At 69.4% G+C, this 23,704-nt stretch carries 21 protein-coding genes; 17 read left to right on the forward strand and 4 right to left on the reverse strand.

The annotated features are described in order from the left end of the window. Positions 1–3: 3 nt before the first annotated feature. The 4 genes from ACFHWU_RS19310 to ACFHWU_RS19325 form a co-directional block, all read right to left on the reverse strand. Positions 4–165, reverse strand: coding sequence for an AAA family ATPase (locus tag ACFHWU_RS19310; protein WP_416556509.1), 162 nt, complete (start codon positions 163–165; stop codon positions 4–6). A gap of 16 nt (positions 166–181) precedes the next feature. After that, positions 182–1,501: a glycosyltransferase gene (locus ACFHWU_RS19315; RefSeq protein ID WP_416556508.1), complete on the reverse strand. Its 1,320-nt coding sequence runs from the start codon at positions 1,499–1,501 to the stop codon at positions 182–184. 98 nt (positions 1,502–1,599) lie between these two features. Continuing rightward, positions 1,600–1,788 (reverse strand): hypothetical protein, encoded by a 189-nt coding sequence (locus ACFHWU_RS19320; protein WP_416556507.1) that lies wholly within the window; start codon positions 1,786–1,788, stop codon positions 1,600–1,602. A gap of 350 nt (positions 1,789–2,138) precedes the next feature. After that, positions 2,139–3,599: an ArnT family glycosyltransferase gene (locus tag ACFHWU_RS19325; protein ID WP_416591199.1), complete on the reverse strand. Its 1,461-nt coding sequence runs from the start codon at positions 3,597–3,599 to the stop codon at positions 2,139–2,141. A 17-nt stretch (positions 3,600–3,616) separates the two neighbouring features. On the opposite strand from ACFHWU_RS19325, the gene mqnC reads away from it, so the two are divergent. From mqnC to nuoN, 17 genes are all read left to right on the forward strand, one after another. Further along, the gene (gene mqnC / locus ACFHWU_RS19330) at positions 3,617–4,807 is read left to right on the forward strand and encodes a cyclic dehypoxanthinyl futalosine synthase (RefSeq protein ID WP_416591200.1); all 1,191 of its coding nucleotides are present in this window, start codon (positions 3,617–3,619) and stop codon (positions 4,805–4,807) included. A gap of 460 nt (positions 4,808–5,267) precedes the next feature. Beyond that, complete coding sequence (locus ACFHWU_RS19335) at positions 5,268–5,981, forward strand: demethylmenaquinone methyltransferase (RefSeq protein ID WP_416556504.1); 714 nt, start codon at positions 5,268–5,270, stop codon at positions 5,979–5,981. 245 nt (positions 5,982–6,226) lie between these two features. Further along, a complete protein-coding gene (locus ACFHWU_RS19340) occupies positions 6,227–7,498 on the forward strand; it encodes a geranylgeranyl reductase family protein (RefSeq protein WP_416556503.1) in 1,272 nt (423 codons plus the stop codon). Between the two features lie 136 nt (positions 7,499–7,634). After that, positions 7,635–8,000: an NADH-quinone oxidoreductase subunit A gene (locus tag ACFHWU_RS19345; RefSeq protein ID WP_123607118.1), complete on the forward strand. Its 366-nt coding sequence runs from the start codon at positions 7,635–7,637 to the stop codon at positions 7,998–8,000. A 10-nt stretch (positions 8,001–8,010) separates the two neighbouring features. Continuing rightward, positions 8,011–8,688, forward strand: coding sequence for a NuoB/complex I 20 kDa subunit family protein (locus ACFHWU_RS19350; RefSeq protein ID WP_123607119.1), 678 nt, complete (start codon positions 8,011–8,013; stop codon positions 8,686–8,688). Positions 8,689–8,719: 31 nt separating this feature from the next. Next, positions 8,720–9,466, forward strand: coding sequence for an NADH-quinone oxidoreductase subunit C (locus ACFHWU_RS19355; RefSeq protein ID WP_416556502.1), 747 nt, complete (start codon positions 8,720–8,722; stop codon positions 9,464–9,466). After that, entirely contained in the window at positions 9,463–10,785 is a 1,323-nt protein-coding gene (locus tag ACFHWU_RS19360; protein ID WP_282233277.1) for an NADH-quinone oxidoreductase subunit D, read from the forward strand. The genes ACFHWU_RS19355 and ACFHWU_RS19360 overlap by 4 nt, the downstream gene beginning before the upstream one ends. Next, on the forward strand, positions 10,782–11,780 hold the full coding sequence (nuoE, locus tag ACFHWU_RS19365; RefSeq protein WP_416591205.1) for an NADH-quinone oxidoreductase subunit NuoE: 999 nt from the start codon (positions 10,782–10,784) through the stop codon (positions 11,778–11,780). Before ACFHWU_RS19360 ends, nuoE begins: the two co-directional genes overlap by 4 nt. Next, complete coding sequence (gene nuoF / locus ACFHWU_RS19370) at positions 11,777–13,129, forward strand: NADH-quinone oxidoreductase subunit NuoF (RefSeq protein WP_278173310.1); 1,353 nt, start codon at positions 11,777–11,779, stop codon at positions 13,127–13,129. Before nuoE ends, nuoF begins: the two co-directional genes overlap by 4 nt. After that, positions 13,129–15,672 carry an NADH-quinone oxidoreductase subunit G gene (locus ACFHWU_RS19375; protein ID WP_416556501.1) on the forward strand — a complete coding sequence of 848 codons (2,544 nt, stop codon included), beginning with the start codon at positions 13,129–13,131 and terminating at the stop codon, positions 15,670–15,672. Before nuoF ends, ACFHWU_RS19375 begins: the two co-directional genes overlap by 1 nt. Further along, positions 15,669–17,018 carry an NADH-quinone oxidoreductase subunit NuoH gene (gene nuoH, locus ACFHWU_RS19380; RefSeq protein WP_416556500.1) on the forward strand — a complete coding sequence of 450 codons (1,350 nt, stop codon included), beginning with the start codon at positions 15,669–15,671 and terminating at the stop codon, positions 17,016–17,018. The genes ACFHWU_RS19375 and nuoH overlap by 4 nt, the downstream gene beginning before the upstream one ends. A gap of 1 nt (position 17,019) precedes the next feature. Further along, the gene (gene nuoI / locus ACFHWU_RS19385) at positions 17,020–17,613 is read left to right on the forward strand and encodes an NADH-quinone oxidoreductase subunit NuoI (protein WP_123607126.1); all 594 of its coding nucleotides are present in this window, start codon (positions 17,020–17,022) and stop codon (positions 17,611–17,613) included. Continuing rightward, a complete protein-coding gene (locus ACFHWU_RS19390; protein WP_278173315.1) occupies positions 17,610–18,365 on the forward strand; it encodes an NADH-quinone oxidoreductase subunit J in 756 nt (251 codons plus the stop codon). The genes nuoI and ACFHWU_RS19390 overlap by 4 nt, the downstream gene beginning before the upstream one ends. After that, entirely contained in the window at positions 18,362–18,661 is a 300-nt protein-coding gene (gene nuoK, locus ACFHWU_RS19395; protein ID WP_123607128.1) for an NADH-quinone oxidoreductase subunit NuoK, read from the forward strand. The genes ACFHWU_RS19390 and nuoK overlap by 4 nt, the downstream gene beginning before the upstream one ends. 12 nt (positions 18,662–18,673) lie before the next feature. Continuing rightward, positions 18,674–20,593, forward strand: a complete 1,920-nt coding sequence (nuoL, locus tag ACFHWU_RS19400) for an NADH-quinone oxidoreductase subunit L (protein ID WP_416591201.1) — start codon at positions 18,674–18,676, stop codon at positions 20,591–20,593. Further along, positions 20,590–22,125 (forward strand): NADH-quinone oxidoreductase subunit M, encoded by a 1,536-nt coding sequence (locus tag ACFHWU_RS19405; protein ID WP_123607130.1) that lies wholly within the window; start codon positions 20,590–20,592, stop codon positions 22,123–22,125. Before nuoL ends, ACFHWU_RS19405 begins: the two co-directional genes overlap by 4 nt. Continuing rightward, entirely contained in the window at positions 22,122–23,678 is a 1,557-nt protein-coding gene (gene nuoN, locus ACFHWU_RS19410) for an NADH-quinone oxidoreductase subunit NuoN (RefSeq protein WP_416591202.1), read from the forward strand. Before ACFHWU_RS19405 ends, nuoN begins: the two co-directional genes overlap by 4 nt. The last annotated feature ends 26 nt before the right edge of the window (positions 23,679–23,704 follow it).

Genomic DNA, 23,704 nt, shown 5'->3' on the forward strand with positions numbered 1-23,704 from the left:
GAGTCACCGGGATGATCGTCGACCGAGCTGGTCGAGCAGTTGGCGGGCCTGCTGGTGGAACAGGGCGTCCAACTCGATGTGCGGCACACCGAGCCGTACGGCCAATTCGGTGGCCAGGGTGGACTTGCCTGAGCCTGGTGCCCCCATGACCGACACCCGTCGCATGGGATGCAGGCTAGCGTCAGGAGACCACCTCGGCACCGGCTTTGGAGGGCTGCTCGACGTGGGCGGTCCGCTGCTCGGGAATTGACGGGGCGGTCAACGTGACCTCGACCGTCTTTCGGGTGCCCCACCCGGTCTTCCAGCAGGTGACCACGCCGTACCACCGAGCGACGCGCAGTACCAGCATTGCCCAGAGCACTGCGACCGGGGCGAGCATCCAAGTCCCCAACTGGTACGCCGTCGACTGGTCGGACCGGCGGATCGCCAGGTAGCGGAGGCACTGTGCGTAGCCGATTGCCATCGGCACACAGATGAGCCAGGGTAGCGCGGTCAGCGAGGGTTCCCGGATCGGTAGTACCACCGCGATGGTCAGGAACAGTGCGGTGGACAGTAGTGTCGTCGCCCATCGGATCAGGTGTAGCCAGTACGCCCACGACCGCAAGGGCAGGTATCGCATTCGCCACAGTGACCGGATGAACGATCCGCGCATCCAGCGGATGAACATCCGCAGGAAGTGGCCGGTCTGCTCCGGCATCAGCGCGAAGGCGAACGCGCTGGGCTGTTGCACGGTTCGGCCGCGCAGCATGGCGAACAGGGTCAGCATCGAGTCGTCGCTGAACGGCACGCGACGTCCCGCGAACCTTTCATGCAGATAGCTGTCCAGATTGTCGCGGATCACTTGGCCCCGGTAGACGGCGATAGGCCCCGAGTTGACCCAGACCGCCCCAAAAACTGACAGGCTGGACCGATCGGTCAGCTGGCCGGTGACGAACCACAGGTCGGTGAACCGGGTCAGGAACGATGCGTGAACATTGGCTGCCATCACGATCCCGGCGACGGACTGCACCGTCTGGTCAGCGAGGGGTTTGAGTAGCTCGTTGAGAGTTTCCGGGTCGCTGATCGTGTCCGAGTCGACCGTCCAGTACACATCTGCGTCCGGCGCCTGGCCGACCCCGGCCGCCTGCGCGTGTCTCTTGCCGGCATTGTCCTGGCGCAGCCATACCGGACGGATGCCGCTGTCGCTGGCTGCCCGCTTGAACCAGGTGCGGATCTCGGCGTACCCGACGTCGCCGGTGGTGGAACCGTCATCCACCACGACGATCGTCTGCGGCCGTCGTCGTTGACCGATCATGGACTCGAGGCATGCGCGCAGCGCGGCCGGGTCCTCGTTGTACGCGGGGACCAACGCGGCCACCTTTAGCGTGTCGAGGAGCCGCTGCCTGGCCGGGCCAACCTGGTAGGGCTGGTTGAGGTAGGCAAATCCCAACTGCCACACCAGCAGTCCGTACATCAGGACGTAGATCGCGGCGAACTGATGCCCGCTGCCTGCGCTAAGCAAGCCGATTGCTGCAAACGCATGGTGGGCCGCCCATGCCGCTACTGCCGCCAGAAGGAATGCTGCGGCGGTGAGGATCCGACCCCTGACGAGGGTCGCGGTCATCGATGGGCGGCGGAGCGACCTCGACGGAACGACAACCGGACGAGAACCGCTCCGAAGATGATCATTACTACTGCGGTGGCTGCCATCACCAGGGGCAGCGGCAGGCTGAGCTGTCCGAGACCGGCCACACCACCGATGGTGACCGCAGCGTTCGCGCCGGTCCGCGGCAGGGAATCACCAGACATGACGTTGTCTCCTTGACTGCGGGCGGATAGGGGGATTTCGAGCACAATGGTCAGCCGAGATCGGTATTGGCGGCACGTCCGGACGGGGGTCCGGTTGGTGTATGGGGAGTACGGAGGCCGACTGACTGTTGTGGTGCCGGCCGAAGGTGGTGACCGGGCGGCGCCCCGTTCGGCCGCAGCCAAGAGTAGTTGCGTAGACGACAAAGCGCTAGATGTAGCATCGCTTGGAAATCACAAGACAAACGTGAGTTCATCTGCGCCGCGATCGCATTCTTGAATGCTTTTCGTGACTCATTCTCGGGTTTGTTCGAGTTATGCGGCCTGGCCCAGACGAGATGCGAGTCAGCCGCTCAATCGATCGTTCCGCTCTGCTCGGCCGACCCGCCGACAGCGGGAGCACCGGCCAGCGGTCGACGATGTATCAGACCCTGAGCCGCCAGGGCCGCTGCCGCAGCCGCCAGTGGCAGGGCCGGCAACGCGTACCGGGGCTCGTACATGCCGATCGCCACGGTGAACACGGCCAACCCGGGCCCAGCGACCACCAGCAGTACGGTGTCGAGCCGGATCCAGCCGGCGACCCGCCGCCCAGCGGCCAGCGCCGCGACGGTCAGCAGCACCGCCAACGACATCACCACCGGGATGCCCCGGGTCCAGGTGCCGTACTGGTGCAGCGCCCGGGTCAGCGGGGTGGCCGGGTCCGCGACGACCGGCTCGGCGACCGCCGCCTGGAACCCGCTGGACGCCTGGGCCGGCGGACAGTTCTGCTCGACCCGTAGGTCGGCGGAGCGGAACCGGACCGGCGGCACCAGGCGCTGCCGCAGACACTCGTTCATCGGCCCGAGGTACAGGCCGGGGACGAAGTGTGCGGCGCTCTCCCGGCCGACCGCCGCGAGGTAGTCACCGGGCTGCTGGCTGATCACCGACCGGGAGAAGCTGGTCAGCACCTGGGCACCCTCCGGGGTGTACACCCAGTCGCCGAGTCGGGCCGGCCGCCGCCAGAAGAACGCGTCGGCCCGGTCCCACCGCTGGTCCAGCGGCTGGTCCGGGCAGGCGATCCGCTCCTCGGCGGTCAGTTCGATGCGGTCGCAGTCGGCGATCATCGCGGCTCGGCCGTACAGGGCGGTGCCGCTCTGCGCGCTGTAGACGCTCTGCCGGTCGCCGATCCAGACCATCACCATGACGTACGGCACACCGAAGGCGAGCAGGTAGCCCAGCACCGGCCGCCAGCCGACCCGGCGTACCACCAGGTAGCCGGCGAGTAGCAGGGCGACCGGCAGCGCGGTGGGTTTGGTCACCCAGGCGACGGCGATCAGCCCGCCGGAGACGACGGCCGCCACCGGACCGGGGCGGGGCGGCCAGAGCAGCGCCCCGACGGCGGCGGCGAACAGCACCATGAACATCAGGTCGGGCAGCAGGTAGTGCCCCATGGTGAGGACCAGGGAATCGAAGATCAGCGGTACGGCGGCCAGGGTGGCCAGCCAGCGGACCACGCCCCGGCGCAGCAGCAGGGCGTACAGGCCGACGGCGACCAGCAGGCTGAGCAGGTGCTGGACGGCCGCGACGGCGGCGAGCGTCCGGGTCTGCTGTAGCGCGGACAGCAGCAGCACGTAGCCGATCGGCCGGTTCGGGTGCGGCTCCAGCGGCTGCTGCAGCATCAGCAGGTACTCGCCGCTGTCGCCGTGGAACCAGAACGCCGGCTGATACGCGACCAGGTAGGCGATCCGCAGTCCGAGACCGGCGGCGAGCAGGATCACCAGGGGCGGGTGGCGGCGCAGTGGCGTCATCCGGTTGCTCTGCCCCTCCCTCGACATGGCAGTACGCTTCATGCGTGACTACCAGCCGGGAGATCGACAGCATCCTGCAGCGTGGCGCCGACGGTGGGCGGATCTCCGCCGAGGAGGCGCTGCTGATCTACACCGAAGCGCCGTTCCACGCCCTCGGTGAGGCCGCGGACGCGGTCCGCCGTCGCCGGTACCCGGACAACGTCGTGACGTATCTGATCGATCGCAACATCAATTACACCAACGTCTGCGTCACCGCGTGTCGTTTCTGCGCTTTCTACCGGGCGCCCAAGCACACCGAGGGCTGGGCCCACCCGATCGAGGAGATTCTGCGTCGCTGCGGCGAGGCGGTCGAGCTGGGCGCTACCCAGGTGATGCTGCAGGGTGGCCACCACCCCGATTTCGGGGTGGAGTACTACGAGCACTTGTTCGGCGCGGTCAAGGCGGCGTACCCCCGGTTGGTGATCCACTCGATCGGGCCGAGCGAGATCCTGCACATGGCGAAGGTGTCCGGTGTATCACTGGACGAGGCAATCGCCCGGATCAAGGCCGCCGGGCTGGATTCGATCGCCGGCGCCGGCGCCGAGATGCTGCCGGACCGGCCCCGCCGGGCGATCGCCCCGCTCAAGGAGTCCGGGGCGCGCTGGCTGGAGGTCATGGAGCTGGCGCACCGGCACGGCATCGAGTCGACCGCCACGATGATGATGGGCACCGGGGAGACCAACGCGGAGCGGATCGAGCATCTGCGGATGATCCGGGACGTCCAGGACTCCACCGGTGGTTTCCGGGCGTTCATCCCCTGGACCTACCAGCCGGAGAACAACCATCTCAAGGGCCGCACCCAGGCAACGACCCTGGAGTACCTACGGATGATCGCGGTCTCCCGGCTCTTCTTCGACCAGGTGGCGCATCTGCAGGCGTCCTGGCTGACCACCGGCAAGGACGTCGGGCAGTTGGCGCTGCACATGGGGGTCGACGATCTCGGTTCGATCATGTTGGAGGAGAACGTGATCTCCTCGGCCGGTGCCCGGCACCGGTCGAACCTGCACGAGCTGATCTGGATGATCCGTTCGGCGGGCCGGATCCCCGCCCAGCGGGACACCGAGTACCACCACCTCGCTGTGCACCGTGATCCGGCGGACGACCCGACCGACGAGCGGGTGGTGTCGCACTTCTCGTCGATCGCGTTGCCCAATGGCGGGGCCCGTCGCGATCTGCCGCTGGTCGACGTGCGCTGACCGACCGGACGCGCGCTGACCGGTCCGGATTCGTCCGATCGGGTGGCTGGTGAGGCCGATCAGTCAGCCCTTCTCGGCTGGCGGGTGGGCCGGTGGTCGGCCGGTCGTGGTGGGCAGCGCTGTCGATGCGGCGAGGTGGCGCGAACCTTAGGCCAAGGGGCCATAACGTGTTGATCACGAGGGGCGCGAAGCTTTCCGCCGGCCGCTAACGTCCTTGTCAACAACGTTCCGGCAGCCGCCCGCGCCGCGACGCCGTCCCTTGGTCGTCGCAGGTCACGTCCCCCAGGGCGGTGGTCGCCGGAGCCGTACTCCAGCGGTCCGAGGGGGCCGTCTACATAACGCACGGCACTACGGGCGAGGTGGTTCAACCCACCTCGCCCGTAGTGTGTGTAACCTCGGTCACCCTCGTCGCCGGCCCCGCGCCGCAGGTCGGGACGCGCGGCTGGCAAAGTGGTCGGGCGTGACTGACAACCCGCCGCCGGTCTTGCGCGCCGGCCTGGACAAGCAGCCGGCCGAGGTCGCCGCGATGTTCGACGGCGTGGCCGGCCGGTACGACCTGACCAACACGGTGATCTCCTTCGGCCAGGACCGCCGGTGGCGCCGGGCCACCCGGGCGGCGCTCGACCTGCTTCCCGGCGACCGGGTGCTCGACGTCGGCGCCGGCACCGGCGTCTCCACCGCCGAACTCGGCCGGGGTGGCGTGTGGGCGGTCGGCTCGGACATCTCGCTCGGTATGCTGCGGGCCGGCCGGCGGGCCCGTCCGCAGGTGCCACTGCTCGCCGGGGACGCCCTGGCGTTGCCGTTCCGGGACGCCACCTTCGACGCGGTGACCATCTCGTTCGCGCTGCGCAACGTGGTCGACACCGACGCCGCGTTGGCCGAGCTGGCCCGGGTGACCCGGCCCGGCGGACGGCTGGTGGTGTGCGAGTTCAGTCAGCCGACCAGTCCCGCCTTCCGGACGCTCTACCTGTCCTATCTGATGCGGTCGCTGCCGGCGGTGACCCGTGCGGTGGCGAGCAACCCGGACGCGTACGTCTATCTGGCCGAGTCCATCCGGCAGTGGCCGGACCAGGCAGCGCTCGCCGGGCGGATCACGGCGGCGGGGTGGCGGTCGGCGCAGTGGCGCAATCTCACCGGTGGAATCGTGGCGCTGCACCGCGCCACCCGGCGGTAGCGCCGTGCCACCTGGAAGTAGCGCCGTGCTGCCGTACGCCGGATCCGGGTGTTCGGGCGACGGGTCGGTTACTCCTCGGTGTCCGTCGATGGGTGATTCCGGGTCGTCGGTCACCCGCCGAGGTCGCTACCTCGCAGGGTTAGGGTCGCCTAACCGATTGCCGCCCTGTTAACGGTTCTAGACTCACCTGCGAGACGGCTTGTGAAGCATTTCACGAGCGACTGGGAGGCGAACGGGAGGTGGCTGTGAGCGAGACCGAAGCCGATGTGATCGTCGTCGGGGCGGGCCCTGGCGGTTCCGCGACCGCCTTCCACCTTGCCCGGCACGGCGTACGGGTGCTCCTGCTGGAGAAGACCACCTTCCCACGGGAGAAGGTCTGTGGTGACGGGCTCACGCCGCGTGCCGTCAAACAGTTGATCAAGTTGGGTGTCGACACCTCGCCCGAGGCCGGCTGGCTGCGCAACCGTGGCCTGCGGGTGATCGGCGGCGGCATCCGGCTCGAGCTCGACTGGCCGGACCTGGCCAGCTTCCCCAACTACGGCCTGGTCCGGACCCGACTGGACTTCGATGACCTGCTGGCCAGACAGGCGGTCGAGGCGGGCGCGGTGCTGCACACCGGCACCAACGTGGTGGCTCCGGTGCTGGACGCCACCGGGCGGGCGGTCGGCGTGACCGCCGAGGTCGGCCCGGACAAGCAGCCGGTCACCTTCCATGCCCCGTTGATCGTCGCCGCGGACGGGGTGTCCGGCCGGTTCCCGCTCGCCATGGGGCTGGCCAAGCGCGAGGACCGGCCGATCGGGGTCGCGGTCCGGCGGTACTACCGGTCGCCGGTGCGGCATCGGGACGAGTATCTGGAGTCCTGGCTTGAGCTGCGCAGCCGGGAGGGCGGCGAGAAGCTGCTGCCCGGCTACGGCTGGATCTTCGGCATGGGCGACGGTCGGGTCAACGTCGGTCTGGGCGTGCTCAACTCGTCCAGCGCCTTCGGTAAGACGAACTACCGGCGGATGCTGACCGACTGGCTGGGCAGCACGCCACCGGACTGGGGGCTGGCCGACGAGACCAACGCCGACGGCCCGATTCTCGGCGCGGCCCTGCCGATGGGCTTCAACCGGGTTCCGCACTACGCCCGGGGAGTCCTGCTGGTCGGTGACTCCGGCGGTATGGTCAACCCGTTCAACGGTGAAGGCATCGCGTACGCGATGGAGTCCGGTGAGCTGGCCGCCGAGGTGGCGGTGCAGGCGTTGGCCCGGCCGGCCGGCGTCGACCGGGAGCGGGCGCTGGCGCACTACCCGAACGAGCTGAAGGCTCGCTACGGCGGCTACTACCGGCTCGGGAACATCTTCGTGAAGTTGATCGGCAACCCACAAATCATGCGAATCGCTACCAAGCACGGCATGCCGCACCCGACACTGATGCGGTTCGTGCTGAAGCTGCTGGCGAACCTGACCGATCCGCGTGGCGGGGACGCGATGGACCGGATGATCAACGCGATGACCAAGGTGGCTCCGGCCGTGTGAGGCCGCCGGCAGCACCCCGGGCCGTCGGCCCACCGCAGTAGTCGCCAGGATGGGGCAACGACGCCCGGTCCCGGCGGGAGACATCACAGATCGCTGAAACTGACCGCGGGCAGGGAAGGACGAGCAGGAGAAACCCATGTCGCTCTCGCCTTACATACCCATCGTCGGGGTGTTCGCCCTCGCCTCGGCCTTCGCGTTGTTCTCGGTGGCGGCCGCCCGGCTGGCCGGGCCGCTGCGCTACAACCGGGCCAAGCTCGAAGCGTACGAGTGTGGGATCGAGCCCAGCCCGGAGCCGGTCGGCGGCGGTCGGATCCCGATCAAGTTCTATCTGACCGCGATGATGTTCATCATCTTCGACATCGAGATCATCTTTCTGATCCCGTGGGCGGTCTCGCTGGACCCGCTCGGCGCGTTCGGCTACGTCGCGGTCTCGCTGTTCATCGTCGCCGTCTCGGTCGCCTATGTGTACGAGTGGCGGCGCGGCGGGCTCGACTGGGACTGACGGAGGAACCATGGGAATCGAGGAGAAACTCCCCGCCGGCGTACTGCTCACCTCGGTGGAGAAGCTGGTCAACTGGTCCCGCAAGACCTCCGTCTGGGGGGCGACCTTCGGCCTGGCCTGCTGCGCGATCGAGATGATGGCGGCCGGTGCCCCGCACTACGACATGGGTCGCTGGGGCATGGAGGTGTTCCGGGCCTCGCCCCGGCAGGCCGACCTGATGATCGTCGCCGGCCGGGTCAGCCAGAAGATGGCCCCGGTGCTGCGGCAGATCTACGACCAGATGGCCGAGCCCCGCTGGGTGCTGTCGATGGGGGTCTGCGCCTCCAGCGGCGGCATGTTCAACAACTACGCCATCGTGCAGGGCGTGGACCACGTGGTGCCGGTCGACATGTACCTGCCCGGCTGCCCGCCCCGTCCGGAGATGCTCATCGACGCGGTTCTCAAGCTGCGCGAGAAGATCGGCCACGAGCCGCTCGGCCCGAACGGCCGCAAGATGCTGGAGGCCCGCCGGGCCCGCGGTGACGTGCCGGTGGTCGCGCCCGGGGCGATGCCGTCGTCGTACCGCTCCGACAAGGCCCGCCGGGCCGAGTGGGAGCAGGCCGTCCGGGAAGGCCGCGAGGAGCAGTTGCGGATCGAGAACTGGATGAAGGCCCAGAACCACCTGCACGCCCGGGAGCGGCTGAAGTGATTCCCGCCTCGACCAGCGAAAGGACGATCCAGTGACCGGGCCGACCAACGCGCCCAGTGAGCAGCCGGGCGGTGGCGTACCTGCCGCCGCCCCGCCGGTCGGGGCGACCAGCGGCGCGCCGGCCGAGTTCCCACCGGCCAGCGGGGCCGGCCGGGGAATGTTCGGCATCCAGGGCTCCGGCGACACGTCCGGCTTCGGCGGCCTGGTCCGCCGCCGGTCCAGCGTGGCCGGCACCGAGCGGCCGTACGGCGGCTACTTCGACGAGGTGTGCGACGCCCTCGAGGAGGCGTACCCGGCCTTCGCCGATGCGATCGAGAAGGTCGTGGTCGACCGGGGTGAGCTGACCCTGCACATCAAGCCGGAGCGGATCGCCGAGGTCTGCCGGGTGATGCGTGACGACGAGGCGCTGCGTTTCGAGCTCTGCTCCTCGGTGTCCGGGGCGGACTACCTGGGTGCCGACGAGCGTCGGCTGCACGTCGTCTACCAGCTGACCTCGATGACCTACCGGCGCCGGGTCCGGCTGGAGGCGGCGGTCACCGCCGAGGATCCGCACCTGCCGAGCGTCACCGCCGTCTACCCGACCGCCGACTGGCAGGAGCGGGAGACGTACGACATGTTCGGCGTCGTCTTCGACGGCCACCCGGCGCTGACCCGGATCCTGATGCCGGACGACTGGGAGGGTCACCCGCAGCGCAAGGACTACCCGCTGGGCGGCGTCCCGGTGGAGTACAAGGGCGCCGAGATCCCACCGCCGGACAAGCGGAGGAGCTACCAATGACGGCCGGATACGCAACCGAACGCGAGACCGACGAGGGCAAGGTCTTCACCGTCACCGGTGGCGACTGGGACACCGTGGTCGGCGGTACGGACCCGCTCACCGACGAGCGGATCATCGTCAACATGGGGCCGCAGCACCCGTCCACGCACGGGGTGCTGCGCCTGGTGCTGGAGCTGGAGGGGGAGACTGTCCGGGAGGCCCGGACGGTCGTCGGCTACCTGCACACCGGGATCGAGAAGAACCTCGAGTACCGCAACTGGGTGCAGGGCACCACGTTCGTCACCCGGATGGACTACCTGGCGCCGATCTTCAACGAGACGGCGTACAGCCTGGCGGTGGAGAAGCTGCTCGGGATCACCGACGACGTCACCGAGCGGGCGAACACCATCCGGGTGCTGATGATGGAGCTCAACCGGATCTCCTCGCACCTGATCTGGCTGGGCACCACCGGCCTGGAGCTCGGCGCGATCTCGATCATGCTGTACTGCTTCCGGGAGCGCGAGTACATCCTGGAGATTTTCGAGCTGGTCTCCGGGCTGCGGATGAACATGGCCTACGTGCGGCCCGGCGGGGTCGCCCAGGACGTGCCGGACGAGGCGATCGCCAAGATCCGCGAGTTCCTCAAGGTGATGCCGAAGCGGCTCAAGGAGTACGAGGACCTGCTCTCCGGGCAGCCGATCTGGTTGGAGCGGACGCAGAACGTCGCGGTGCTCGACGTCACCGGTTGCCTCGCGCTGGGCGTCACCGGGCCGGTGCTGCGCTCCGCCGGCCTGGCCTGGGACCTGCGCAAGACCATGCCGTACTGCGGCTACGAGGACTACGAGTTCGACGTGCCGACCACGCCGACCGCCGACGTCTGGGGCCGTTACCTGGTCCGGATGGCGGAGATGCGCGAGTCGCTGAAAATCATCGAGCAGGCGTTGGACCGGCTGAAGCCCGGTCCGATCATGGTCGCCGACAAGAAGATCGCCTGGCCGGCGCAGCTGGCCATCGGCGTGGACGGCATGGGCAACTCGCTGGAGCACGTCGCCAAGATCATGGGTCAGTCGATGGAGTCGCTGATCCACCACTTCAAGCTGGTGACCGAGGGCTTCCGGGTGCCGCCCGGCCAGGTGTACGTCGGCATCGAGTCGCCCCGCGGCGAGTTGGGCGTGCACGCCGTCTCCGACGGCGGCACCAGGCCGTACCGGGTGCACTACCGAGAACCGAGCTTCGTCAATCTCCAGGCGATCCCGGCCATGGCCGAGGGCGGGCTGCTCGCCGACGTGATCGCCGGAGGCGCCTCGTTGGACCCCGTGATGGGTGGGTGTGACCGCTGATGGGCTTCAGTCAGGAAACGTACGACCGGGCCCGGGAGATCATCGCCCGCTACCCGGCGGATCGCTCCCGGTCGGCACTGCTGCCCCTGCTGCACCTGGTGCAGTCCGAGGAGGGCTACGTCTCGCCGGCCGGCGTCGAGTTCTGCGCTGAAGCGCTGGGCATCAACAAGGCCCAGGTCAGCGCGGTCGCCACCTTCTACACCATGTACAAGCGCCGGCCCACCGGCGACTGGCTGGTCAGCGTCTGCACCAACACCATGTGCGACGTGCTCGGTGGCCAGCGGGTGTACGACGCGCTCAGCGAGCACCTCGGGGTCGGGCACGAGGAGACCACCGCCGACGGCACCATCACCCTGGAGCACGCCGAGTGCCTGGCCGCCTGCGACTACGGCCCGGTGATGACGGTCAACTACGACTTCTTCGACAAGGTCGACCCGGACGTCGCGCTCGGCGTCGTCGAGGAGTTGCGCGCCGGCGGCCGCCCGGCACCCACCCGAGGTGCCCGGCTGTGCCCGCTGAAGGAGATGTCGCTGCAGCTGGCCGGCTTCTCCGACACCCGTGAGGGCGCGGTCGCCGACGGACCGGCCGGCGACCCAACGCTGCGCGGCCTGCGGCTGGCCCAGCAGCACGGCGTCTCGGTCGCCGGCTTCGACCCGAACACGCCGATCAGCGGCGACGCCCCTGCCCCGGCACCCAGCCGGCCGGCGCCGGCAGCGACCGGCAGCACCGCACCGGACGTCAAGGCACCACAGGCCAAGTCGCCGGAGATTCGGGCCGCCGAGACCCGCGCCCCGGACGCGAAGACCCCGGCCCCGGACGCCCCCGGCACCACGGTGCCGACCGACCGGGCCGAACCGGACAGCGACGCCGAGGCCGCCGAGTCGGCCGGCGCCGCCGCCAACCCGCCCGCCGGTGACGCCAAACCGGCCGGCGACAACTCGCAGCCACAGCGCGGGTCGCTGCGGGACGCGCGCAGCGAGGAGGGCACCCGATGACCCAGCCGCGACCGGAAACCCTGCAGAAGCTGACCCCGGTGCTGACTAAGCGTTGGCTGTCACCGGATGCCTGGAAGATCGATGTTTACCAGCAGCTCGACGGCTACGCCGCGCTGCGCAAGGTGCTGACCGGTACGCCGGACGGCCGAGGCCGCGACGCCGACCCGGTGCACCCGGACGACCTGATCAAGCTGATCAAGGACTCCGGGCTGCGCGGCCGGGGCGGGGCCGGCTTCCCCACCGGCCTCAAGTGGGGGTTCATCCCACAGGGTGACGGCAAGCCGCACTACCTGGTGGTCAACGCCGACGAGGGCGAGCCGGGCACCTGCAAGGACCTGCCGCTGATGATGTACGACCCGCACTCGCTGGTCGAGGGCGTCATCATCGCCTCGTACGCGATCCGGGCCAGCCGCGCCTACATCTACATCCGGGGTGAGGCGGTGCACGCCGCCCGCCGGCTGCGCAACGCGGTCGACGAGGCGTACCGGGCCGGCTATCTCGGCAAGGACATCCTCGGCTCCGGGTTCGACCTGGACCTGGTGGTGCACAGCGGGGCGGGTGCCTACATCTGCGGCGAGGAGACGGCACTGCTGGACTCCCTCGAAGGGTTCCGTGGCCAGCCCCGGCTGCGTCCGCCGTTCCCGGCCACCCACGGCCTGTACGCCTGCCCGACGGTGGTCAACAACGTCGGCACCATCTCCAGCGTGCCGTACATCGTGCTCGGTGGCGCCGCCTGGTGGAAGAGCATGGGTACGGAGAAGTCGTCCGGCCCGATGATCTATTCGCTGTCCGGCCGGATCGCCAACCCGGGGCAGTACGAGTGCTCGATGGGCATCACCCTGCGCGAGCTGATCGAGCTGGCCGGCGGGATGCAGCCCGGTCACGAGCTGCGGTTCTGGACGCCGGGCGGGTCGTCGACCCCGCTGCTCACCGCCGAGCACCTGGACGTACCGCTGGACTTCGAAGGGGTGGCCGGCGCCGGCTCGATCCTCGGCACCACCGCCACCCAGATCTTCTCCGACCAGGACTGCCCGGTGTACGCCACCTACCGGTGGCTGGAGTTCTACCACCACGAGTCGTGCGGCAAGTGCACCCCGTGCCGGGAGGGCAACTACTGGATGGTGCGGGTCTTTCGGCGGATCCTCGCCGGTCAGGGCACCCACGAGGACCTGGACACCCTGCTCGACACCTGCGACAACATCCTCGGCCGCTCGTTCTGCGGCCTCGGCGACGGCGCGACCAGCTCGGTGACGTCCTCGCTGAAGTACTTCAAGCAGGACTACCTCGACTACATCGAGGGCCGCACGGCACCGAAGCTGTCGGAGAAAGCATTGGTAGGTGCGCACTAATGGCAGAGGTAGCCAAGACCACCGAGACGGTGACGTTGACCATCGACGGCGTCGAGGTCACCGCGCCCAAGGGTGCACTGCTGATCCGGGTCGCCGAGAAGCTGGGCATCGAAATCCCCCGGTTCTGCGACCATCCGCTGCTCGCCCCGGCCGGCGCCTGCCGGCAGTGCCTGGTCGACGTGGAGGGGCAGCGTAAGCCGGTTGCCTCCTGCACCCAGACCGTCGCCGACGGCATGGTGGTCCGCACCCAGCTCACCTCCGAGGTGGCCAAGAAGGCCCAGCAGGGGATCATGGAGCTGCTGCTGGTCAACCACCCGCTCGACTGCCCGATGTGCGACAAGGGCGGCGAGTGCCCGCTGCAGAACCAGGCGATGTCGACCGGCCGGCCGGACTCCCGCTTCCACGAACACAAGCGGGAGTACCCGAAGCCCGTCGAGATCTCCAGCCAGGTGCTGCTGGATCGCGAGCGCTGCGTGCTCTGCCAGCGCTGCACCCGGTTCTCCGAGGAGATCGCCGGTGACGCCTTCATCGACCTGATGGACCGTTCCTCCGGCGAGCAGATCAACGTCTACCGGGACGAGGCGTTCGGCGCGGAACCGACACCGGACGGTGAGGGCGACGGCGACGTGCCGTTCAACTCCTACTTCTCCGGCAACACGGTGCAGATCTGCCCGGTCGGGGCGCTCACCGGTGCCCAGTACCGGTTCCGGGCCCGCCCGTTCGACCTGGTCTCCTCGCCGAGCGTCTGCGAGCACTGTTCGGCCGGCTGCGCGCAGCGCACCGACCACCGGCGCGGCAAGGTGATGCGCCGGCTGGCCGGCGACGACCCGGCGGTCAACGAGGAGTGGAACTGCGACAAGGGCCGGTGGGGGTTCCGCTACGCCACCGCCACCGACCGGCTCACCACCCCGCTGGTCCGCGACGCCGACACCGGTGAGCTGAGGGAGGCGTCCTGGAGCGAGGCCCTGGCGGTCGCCGCCGACGGGCTGCGCAACGCCCGCGACGGGGCGTACGGCGTCGGGGTGCTCACCGGTGGTCGGCTCACCGTCGAGGACGCCTACGCGTACGCCAAGTTCGCCCGGGTGGCGCTGCGCACCAACGACATCGACTTCCGGGCCCGACCGGTCACCGGTACCGCCGGCTCCACCGAGGAGGCCGACTTCCTGGCCGCCCGGGTGGCCGGCGGGTCCGACGTCACCTACGCCGACATCGAGCGGGCCCCGGTGGTGGTGATCGCCGGGCTGGAGCCGGAGGAGGAGTGCCCGATCCTCTTCCTGCGGCTGCGCAAGGCGTACACCAAGAAGGGGCTGCGGGTGATCGCCCTGGCCCCGTACCTGAGCCGGGGCCTGGAGAAGCTGGGCGCCACGTTGGTGCCGACCGTGCCTGGCGACGAGGCGCGGCTGCTCACCGACGACCGCGCGGTCACCGAGGCGCTCGGCCGGTCCGGCGCGATCCTGTTCGTCGGCGAGCGGCTGGCCACCGTACCCGGTGGGTTGTCGACCGCTGGCGCGGTCGCCGAGCGGGCCGGCGCAAAGCTGGCCTGGGTGCCACGCCGGGCCGGCGACCGGGGCGCGGTCGACGCCGGCTGCCTGCCGAACCTGCTGCCCGGCGGCCGTCCGGTCGCCGACGCGGCCGCGCGGGCGGAGCTGACCGGGGCCTGGGACATCGGCGCCGGGACCATCCCGTCCGAGCCGGGCCGCGACGTCGACGCGATCGTCGCGGCGACCGCCGCCGGCAAGATCGGCGCACTGGTCGTCGGCGGGGTCGATCCGGCCGACCTGGCCGACCCGCGGCTGGCCGAGCAGGCGCTCGACGCGGTGCCGTTCCTGGTCAGTCTGGAGATCCGACACAGCGCGGTGACCCGCCGCGCGGACGTCGTCCTGCCGGTGGCACCGGCGGTGGAGAAGGCCGGCAGCTACCTCGACTGGGAGGGCCGGCTGCGCACCTTCGAGGCAGTGCTGACCACCACCGCGATGGCCGACTCCCGGGTGCTCGACGCGATCGCCGCCCAGCTCGGTGTCGCACTCGGCACCGGCGAGGTCAACCTGATCCGCCGGGAGCTCGGCGCGCTGCCGGCCACCAAGGCGCAGCGTCCCGGGCTGCCGCTGGTCGACCCGACGGCACCGGCCAGCCCGGGTGCCGGCGAGGCGGTGCTGGCGACCTGGCACCACCTGATCGACCTCGGCACCCTCACCGACGGTGACCCCTACCTGGGTGGCACCGCACGGCCGCCGGTGGTCCGGCTGGCCAAGTCGCTGGCCGGGGCGCTCGGGGTGGCCGACGGGGACCCGGTCACCGTCGGCACCGACCGGGGCGCGGTCACCCTGCCGGCGGCGGTCACCGATCTGCTGCCCGACGGGGTGGTCTGGCTACCGACGAACTCACCCGGCTCGACGGTGCGCCGCAGCCTCGGCGCGGTCTCCGGCGCACTGGTCAAGGTCAGCGCCGCCACCGGCTCGGACGGCACGGTCGCCGGATCGGACGGCAACGGGCGGATCAGCCACAACGGCGCGACGAACCCGAACCTAGGGGGTCTGCGGTGAACCCACTGGCACAGGAACCGACGCTGTCCGACTTCGGGCTGGACCCCTGGTGGCTGATCCTGATCAAGGTGGTCTTCGCCTTCGTCTTCGGGCTGCTGGGCACCCTGCTCGGGGTCTGGTTCGAGCGGCGGGTGGTCGGCCGGATGCAGGTCCGTCCCGGCCCCAACCAGGCCGGCCCGTTCGGCCTGCTGCAGACCCTGGCCGACGGGCTGAAGATGGCCTTCAAGGAGGACATCCTCCCCAAGGCGTCGGACAAGGTGGTCTACTTCTTCGCCCCGACGATCTCGGTGATCTGTGCGGTCACCGCGCTGTCGGTGATCCCGTTCGGGCCGATGGTGAGCATCTTCGGCACCCGGACCCCACTTCAGGTCACCGACGTGCCGGTGGCGGTGCTGGTGCTGCTGGCCTGCTCGTCGATGGGTGTGTACGGGCTGGTGCTCGGCGGCTGGGCGTCCGGGTCGACGTACCCGCTGCTCGGTGGCCTGCGCTCGACGGCGCAGGTGATCTCGTACGAGATCGCGCTCGGGTTGTCGGTGGTCGGCGTCTTCATGACCGCCGGCACCATGTCGACCAGCGGGATCGTCGCCGCCCAGTCCGGCGGTGATCTGTTCACCTCGATCGCCGGGTTCGACCTGTACGCCCCGGGCTGGTACGCGATCCTGCTGCTGCCCAGCTTCATCATCTTCTTCATCGCCGCGGTGGCGGAGACCAACCGGGCACCGTTCGACCTGCCCGAGGCGGAGTCCGAGCTGGTCGCCGGCTACATGACCGAGTACAGCTCGCTGAAGTTCGCGCTGTTCATGCTCTCCGAGTACGTCGCCATGGTGACCATGTCGGCGGTGACGGTGACGCTGTTCCTCGGCGGCTGGCGGGCCCCCTGGCCGATCAGCATCTGGGACGGGGCGAACAGCGGCTGGTGGCCGATGCTCTGGTTCATGGGCAAGGTGATCGCGCTGATCTTTGTCTTCGTCTGGCTCCGTGGCACCCTGCCCCGGCTGCGCTACGACCAGTTCATGCGGTTCGGCTGGAAGGTGCTGCTGCCGATCAACCTGGCCTGGATCCTGGCCCTCGGCGGGATCCGGGTGACCAGCGGCTGGGAGCGCAACGACCGGCTGATCGCGATCGGTATCCCGGTCGCCATCCTGCTCGCCGTGGTGATCTTCTGGCCGACGCGCAAGGAGCGGCCGGCGCCGACCCTGCAGGAGCAGGTCGACTCCCGGCCGCCGGGCAGCTTCCCGCTGCCCCCGATGGACCTGCAGGTCCCGCCCAGCCCGCGGGCCAAGCGGGCGGTAGCCGAACGGGAGCCGGCCCAGGTCGGTCCCGCCACCGACGACAAGGAGGTGTGACGTGGGCGCGATCACGGGAACGTTCAAGGGCTTCGGGGTCACCTTCTCCCACATGTTCCGCAAGGTGGTCACCACCGACTACCCGTTCAAGCCGCCGGTGTCCGCGCCGCGCTACCACGGCCGGCACATCCTCAACCGGCACCCGGACGGGCTGGAGAAGTGCATCGGCTGTGAGCTGTGCGCCTGGGCCTGCCCGGCCGACGCGATCTACGTCGAGGGCGGCGACAACACCGAGGAGCAGCGGTTCTCCCCGGGTGAGCGGTACGCCAGCACGTACCAGATCAACTACGCCCGGTGCATCTTCTGCGGGCTGTGCATCGAGGCCTGCCCGACCCGTTCGTTGACCATGAGCAACGAGTACGAGTTGGCCCGCGACTCCCGGCAGGACCTGATCTTCACCAAGGAGCAGCTGCTGGCGCCGCTGCTGCCGGGGATGGAGCAGCCGCCGCACCCGATGCGGTTGGGCGACAGCGAGAAGGACTACTACGTCGGCGCGCTGACCAACCCGGGCACCTCGGCGGGTGCCGAACGGGCGCCCTGGTCGGAGCAGGGCACCCAGGACGGCTCGGGGACGACGGGAGAGGGCAAGCCATGACCGAGCTCGCAGCGGAGGTCTCCACCGGGGAGGCGGTGACCTTCTGGATTCTGGCTCCGCTCGCGCTGCTCGGCGCGATCGGCATGGTGTGGGCCCGCAACGCGGTGCACTCCGCGCTCTGGCTGGTGCTGACCATGCTCTGCCTCGGCGTGTTCTACGTCGTGCAGGGTGGGCCGTTCATCGGCCTGGTGCAGATCATCGTCTACACCGGCGCGATCATGATGCTCTTCCTGTTCGTGCTGATGCTGGTCGGCCGGGACGCCTCCGACTCGCTGATCGAGACGCTGCGCGGGCAGCGGATCGCCGCGGTCGCCCTCGGCGTCGGCTTCGCCGCGCTGGTCGGCACCGGGCTGTACCGGGGCCTCGGCGGGGTACAGGCGGTCGGCCTGGAGCAGGCCAACGCGGACGGCAACGTGCAGGGCATCGCCGCCCTGCTGTTCGGCCGGTACCTGGTCGCGTTCGAGGTGACCGCAGCCCTGCTGACCACCGCCGCGATCGGCGCGCTGATCCTGGCGCACATCGAGAAGCGCAAGGAACAGCGGCGCGGCCAACCGGAGATGATGCGGGCCCGGTTCGCCCCCGGCAACTATCCCGGCCCGAAGCCAGGTCCGGGTGTCTACGCCACCTCCACCTCGGTGGCCACGCCCGGCCGGCTGCCGGACGGCACGCTCACCGACCGGAGCATCCCGGCGATCCTGCCGACGCGCGAACTCTCGCCCAGCGAGGCCGCCCCGAAGGGGACTGACAAATGACTCCGGACAACTACCTGATCCTGTCGGCGGTGCTGTTCACCATCGGCGCGGTCGGCGTGCTGGTCCGCCGCAACGCGATCGTGCTGTTCATGTGCATCGAATTGATGCTCAACTCCGCGAACCTGGCGCTGGTCACGTTCAGCCGGATCAACGGTGACCTCAACGGTCAGATCATCGCCTTCTTCGTGATGGTCGTGGCGGCAGCCGAGGTGGTCGTGGGGCTCGCCATCATCATGACCATCTTCCGGACTCGGCGCTCGGCGAGCGTCGACGACGCCAACCTGCTGAAGTACTAAAGGGGCCCACACGTGGAATCGACTGTGGAGTACGCCCAGGCCACGGGGCTGCTGAGTAGCGTGTGGCTGCTGGTGGCCATCCCGCTGGCCAGCGCGGCGATCCTGCTGCTGCTCGGCAAGCGCGCCGACAAGTGGGGACACTGGCTCGGGGTGGTCAGCGTCGGGGCGATCTTCGCCCTCGGCCTGACCTACTTCTTCCAGCTACGCGGCCTGGACAACCGGGCGGTCGAGCTAAGCCTGTGGGAGTTCATCGAGGTCGGTGGCCTGTCGGTGGACTTCGGGCTGCTGTTCGACCCGCTGTCGGCGGTCTTCGTGCTGCTGATCACCGGCGTGGGTTTCCTGATCCACGTGTACGCGGTCGAGTACATGTCGCACGACCCGGGACGACGGCGCTTCTTCGCGTACTTCAACCTGTTCGTCGCCGCGATGCTGGTGCTGGTGCTGGGCAACAACTACGTGATGCTGTTCCTCGGCTGGGAGGGCGTCGGTCTGGCGTCGTACCTGCTGATCTCGTTCTGGTACCACCTGCCGGCCGCGGCGACCGCCGGTAAGAAGGCATTCCTGATGAACCGGGTCGGCGACGCCGGCCTGGTGCTGGCGATCTTCCTGATGTTCGCCACGCTCGGGACCACCCAGTTCGAGGCGGTGTTCACCGGTGCCGGCGCGTTGGCCTCCGGCACCATCCTGGCGATGGGCCTGTTGCTGCTGCTCGGCGCCACCGGGAAGTCCGGCCAGTTCCCGCTGCAGGCGTGGTTGCCGGACGCGATGGAGGGCCCGACCCCGGTGTCGGCGCTGATCCACGCCGCCACGATGGTCACCGCCGGCGTCTACCTGATCGCCCGGTCCAACCCGATCTTCTCGGCCAACCCGACGCTGCAGACCGTGGTGGTCAGCGTGGGCGCGCTCACCCTGCTGATCGGCGCGGTCATCGGCTGCGCCAAGGACGACATCAAGCGGGTGCTGGCCTGGTCGACGGTCTCCCAGATCGGCTACATGTTCCTCGGGGTCGGGCTGGGCGGCGGCGCGTACGCGCTGGCGATCGTGCACCTGCTGGCGCACGGCTTCTTCAAGGCCGGGCTGTTCCTCGGTGCCGGCTCGGTGATGCACGGGATGAAGGACCAGACCGACATCCGGCGGTTCGGCGGCCTGTGGCGGCACATGAAGATCACCTGGGCGACCTTCGGGTTGGCCTGGCTGGCGATCATCGGCATCTGGCCGTTGTCCGGCTACTTCTCCAAGGAACCGATCATCGCGGCCGCCTTCGAGCGGGAGGACTGGACCGCCTGGCTGTTCGGCGGGGCCGCCCTGCTCGGTGCCGGGCTGACCGCCTTCTACATGACCCGGCTGTTCATTCTCACCTTCCACGGCCCGAAGCGGTGGACCGAAGACATCGACCACCCGCACGAGTCGCCGGCGCTGATGTGGGTGCCGCTGGTCCTGCTGGCGGTCGGGTCGGTGGCCGCCGGCTGGCTGATGTCCACCTCGGTGCCCGAGTGGCTGACCCCGGTGCTGGGCGCCGAGGAGGGCCACCGCGAGGCGGTGCTGTCGCACGGCGTGGTCACCATCCTGGCGCTGGTGATCACGGTGCTCGGCGCGCTGCTCGGCTGGCTGCTGTTCCGCACCGGCACCGCCGAGCAGGAGCAGCCGGCCGGGGTGCTGGTCACCGCCGCCCGGCACAACCTCTACACCGACGCGGTCAACCGGGTGGTGTTCGAAAAGCCGGGCATCTTCCTCACCCGGGCGCTGGTCTTCCTCGACAACCGGGGAGTCGACGGCCTGGTCAACGGCCTCGCCGCCGTGATCGGTGGCAGCTCCGGGCGGCTACGGCGGCTGCAGACCGGCTTCGTGCGCTCGTACGCGATGTCCGTGCTCGCCGGTGCCTTCGTGGTGGTCGCGGCGTTCCTCGCCCTGCAGATGGGATGGCTGGCGTGAACGACTTTCCGTTCCTCTCGGTGCTGACCGTGGCGCCGCTGGTCGGCGCGCTCGTGGTGGCGCTCGTCCCGCGCCGCCAGGGGGAGCTGGCCAAGTGGCTGGCGCTCGGCTGGTCGGTGGCGGTACTGGTGCTGTCACTGGTGATGTGGTTCGCCTTCACCGTCGGCGGCGACCGGTTCCAGTTCCGTGAGTCCTACCCGTGGATCCCCAACTGGGGGGTGAACTTCACCTTCGCGGCCGACGGCATCGCGCTGGTCATGCTGATGCTGATCGCGGTGCTGGTGCCGCTGGTGATCCTCGCCTCCTGGCACGACGCGGAGGCGTCGAAGCGGTCGGTGCCGGTCTACTTCGGCCTGCTGCTGCTGCTCGAAGGCACGATGATCGGCGTCTTCGCCGCCGCCGACATCTTCCTGTTCTACGTGTTCTTCGAGGTCATGCTGGTGCCGATGTACTTCCTGATCGGCAGCTACGGCGGCCACCAGCGGCAGTACGCGGCGGTGAAGTTCTTCCTCTACTCGCTGGTCGGCGGTCTGTTCATGCTGGCCGCGGTGATCGGGCTGTGGGTGGTCGGCGGGCAGACCTTCGACTGGCAGGCGCTCAGCGAGATCGACATGTCCACCGGCGTGGAACGCTGGCTGTTCCTCGGCTTCTTCGTGGCGTTCGCGATCAAGGCGCCGTTCTTCCCGTTCCATACCTGGCTGCCGGACGCCGGTGGTGCCGCGCCGGCCGGATCGGCCGCGCTGCTGGTCGGCGTGATGGACAAGGTCGGTACGTTCGGCATCCTGCGCTACTGCCTGGGGCTGTTCCCGGAGGCGTCGCAGTGGTTCGCCCCGTGGGCGCTGGCTCTGGCCGTGATCGGCATCATCTACGCGGCCCTGCTGGCGGTCGGTCAGAACGACCTGAAGCGGCTGGTGTCGTACACCTCGATCTCACACTTCGGTTTCATCGGGGTCGGCATCTTCGCGTTCACCACCCAGGCCGGCACCGGCGCGGTGCTCTACATGGTCAACCACGGGCTCGCCACCGGCCTGCTCTTCCTGGTCGTCGGGATGTTCGTGGCCCGGCGCGGCTCCGCACTGATCAGCGACTTCGGCGGGGCCGGCAAAATGGTCCCGGTGCTCGCCGGGGTGTTCTTCTTCGCCGGTCTGGCGTCGCTGGCGCTGCCCGGCACCGCTCCGTTCATCTCCGAGTTCCTGGTGCTGATCGGCACCTTCTCGGTGAACAAACCGGTCGCGGTGATCGCCACCCTCGGCATCATTCTGGCTGCGGCGTACGTGCTGTGGATGGTGCAGCGCACCACCCAGGGCACGTTGAACCCGGCGCTGACCACGGTCGACGGCATGAAGCGGGACATCACCCTGCGGGAGAAGGTCGTGGTGGCTCCGCTGATCGCCCTGATCCTGCTGTTCGGCTTCTACCCGAAGCCGTTGACCGACGTCATCAACCCGGCCATCGAGGCGACGTTGTTCGACGACGTCGGCACGTCCGACCCCGCCCCGACCGAGGGCGTAATCCAGGAGGCGGCCCGGTGAGCGAGTTCTCATCCCCCGCGATCGACTACGCGGCTATCTCGCCGATGCTGATCCTGTTCGGCGCGGCGATGATCGGCGTCCTCGTCGAGGCGTTCGTGCCCCGCTCACTGCGCAACCCGGTACAGCTGGTGCTGGCCCTGGCCAGCATGGTCGGCGCGCTGGTGACGGTGGTCCTGCAGGGCAGTACCCGGACGGTGACGGCCGGTGAGGCGATCGCGGTCGACGGCCCCACGCTGTTCCTGCAGGGCGCGATCCTGGTGCTCGGCGTGATGGCGATGCTACTGATCGGCGAGCGGTCGCTGGAGACCGGCGGCGCCTTCGTCGCCCAGGCTGCGGTCGTGGTCAACTCGGCCGAGGACCGCAAGCAGGCGACCGGCCGGTCCGGTGCGACCGAGGTCTACCCGTTGGCGCTGTTCGCCCTCGCCGGCATGTTGCTGTTCGTCGCGGCCAACGACCTGCTGACCATGTTCATCGCCCTGGAGGCGTTCTCGCTGCCGCTGTACCTGCTCTGCGCGCTGGCCCGGCGGCGGCGGCTGCTCAGCCAGGAGGCCGCGCTCAAGTACTTCATGCTGGGCGCCTACTCGTCGGCGTTCTTCCTGTTCGGGCTGGCGCTGACCTACGGCTTCACCTCCGGGGTGGACAGCCCGACCGGGCCCGGGGTCGACTTCGCCACCATCCGGGCGGCGGTGGAGACCTCGCAGTCCAGCCCGGTGCTGTTGTTCGCCGGCATCGCGCTGATCTCGGTCGGCCTGCTGTTCAAGGCGACCGCCGCCCCGTTCCACGTCTGGGCCCCGGACGTCTACCAGGGGGCACCGACGCCGGTGACCGGCTTCATGGCTGCCTGCACCAAGGTCGCCGCGTTCGGCGCGCTGCTGCGGGTGCTGCACGTGGCCTTCTACGGGGCCGCCTGGGACTTCACCCCGGTGCTGGGCACGGTGGCCATCCTGACCATGCTGGTCGGGGCGATCCTGGCGGTCACCCAGACCGACATCAAGCGGCTGCTGGCGTACTCCTCGGTGGCCAACGCCGGATACCTGCTGGTCGGTGTGCTGTCGCTGTCCGCCGAGGGCCTGGCCAGCACGATGTTCTACCTGGTGGCGTACGGCTTCATCGTGCTCGCCGCGTTCGCGGTGGTCACCCTGGTCCGCGACGCCGACGGCGAGGCCACCCACCTGTCCCGCTGGGCGGGGCTGGGCCGACGGTCTCCGGTGTTCGCCGGCATCTTCACCTTCATCCTGCTGGCGTTCGCCGGCATCCCGTTGACCAGCGGCTTCACCAGCAAGTTCGCCGTCTTCGGGGCGGCGGTCGGGGACGGCCAGATCTGGCTGGTGATCGCCGGTGTGGTGACCAGCATGATCCTCGCCTTCCCGTACCTGCGGGTGGTGGTGATGATGTGGCTGAGCGAGCCGAGCGACGCCACCCCGACGGTGGTGATCCCCGGTGCGCTGACCTCGGCGGCGCTGATGATCGGGGTTCTGGCCACCCTGCTGCTCGGGGTCGCACCGGGAGCGCTGCTGGATCTGACCAGCAACGCCGCCGAGTTTGTCCGATGAACCACCTCACCCGCCCCCAACCTGGG

It is taken from the genome of Micromonospora sp. LOL_015 (genome assembly GCF_048060275.1).
Lineage (GTDB): Bacteria > Actinomycetota > Actinomycetes > Mycobacteriales > Micromonosporaceae > Micromonospora_E.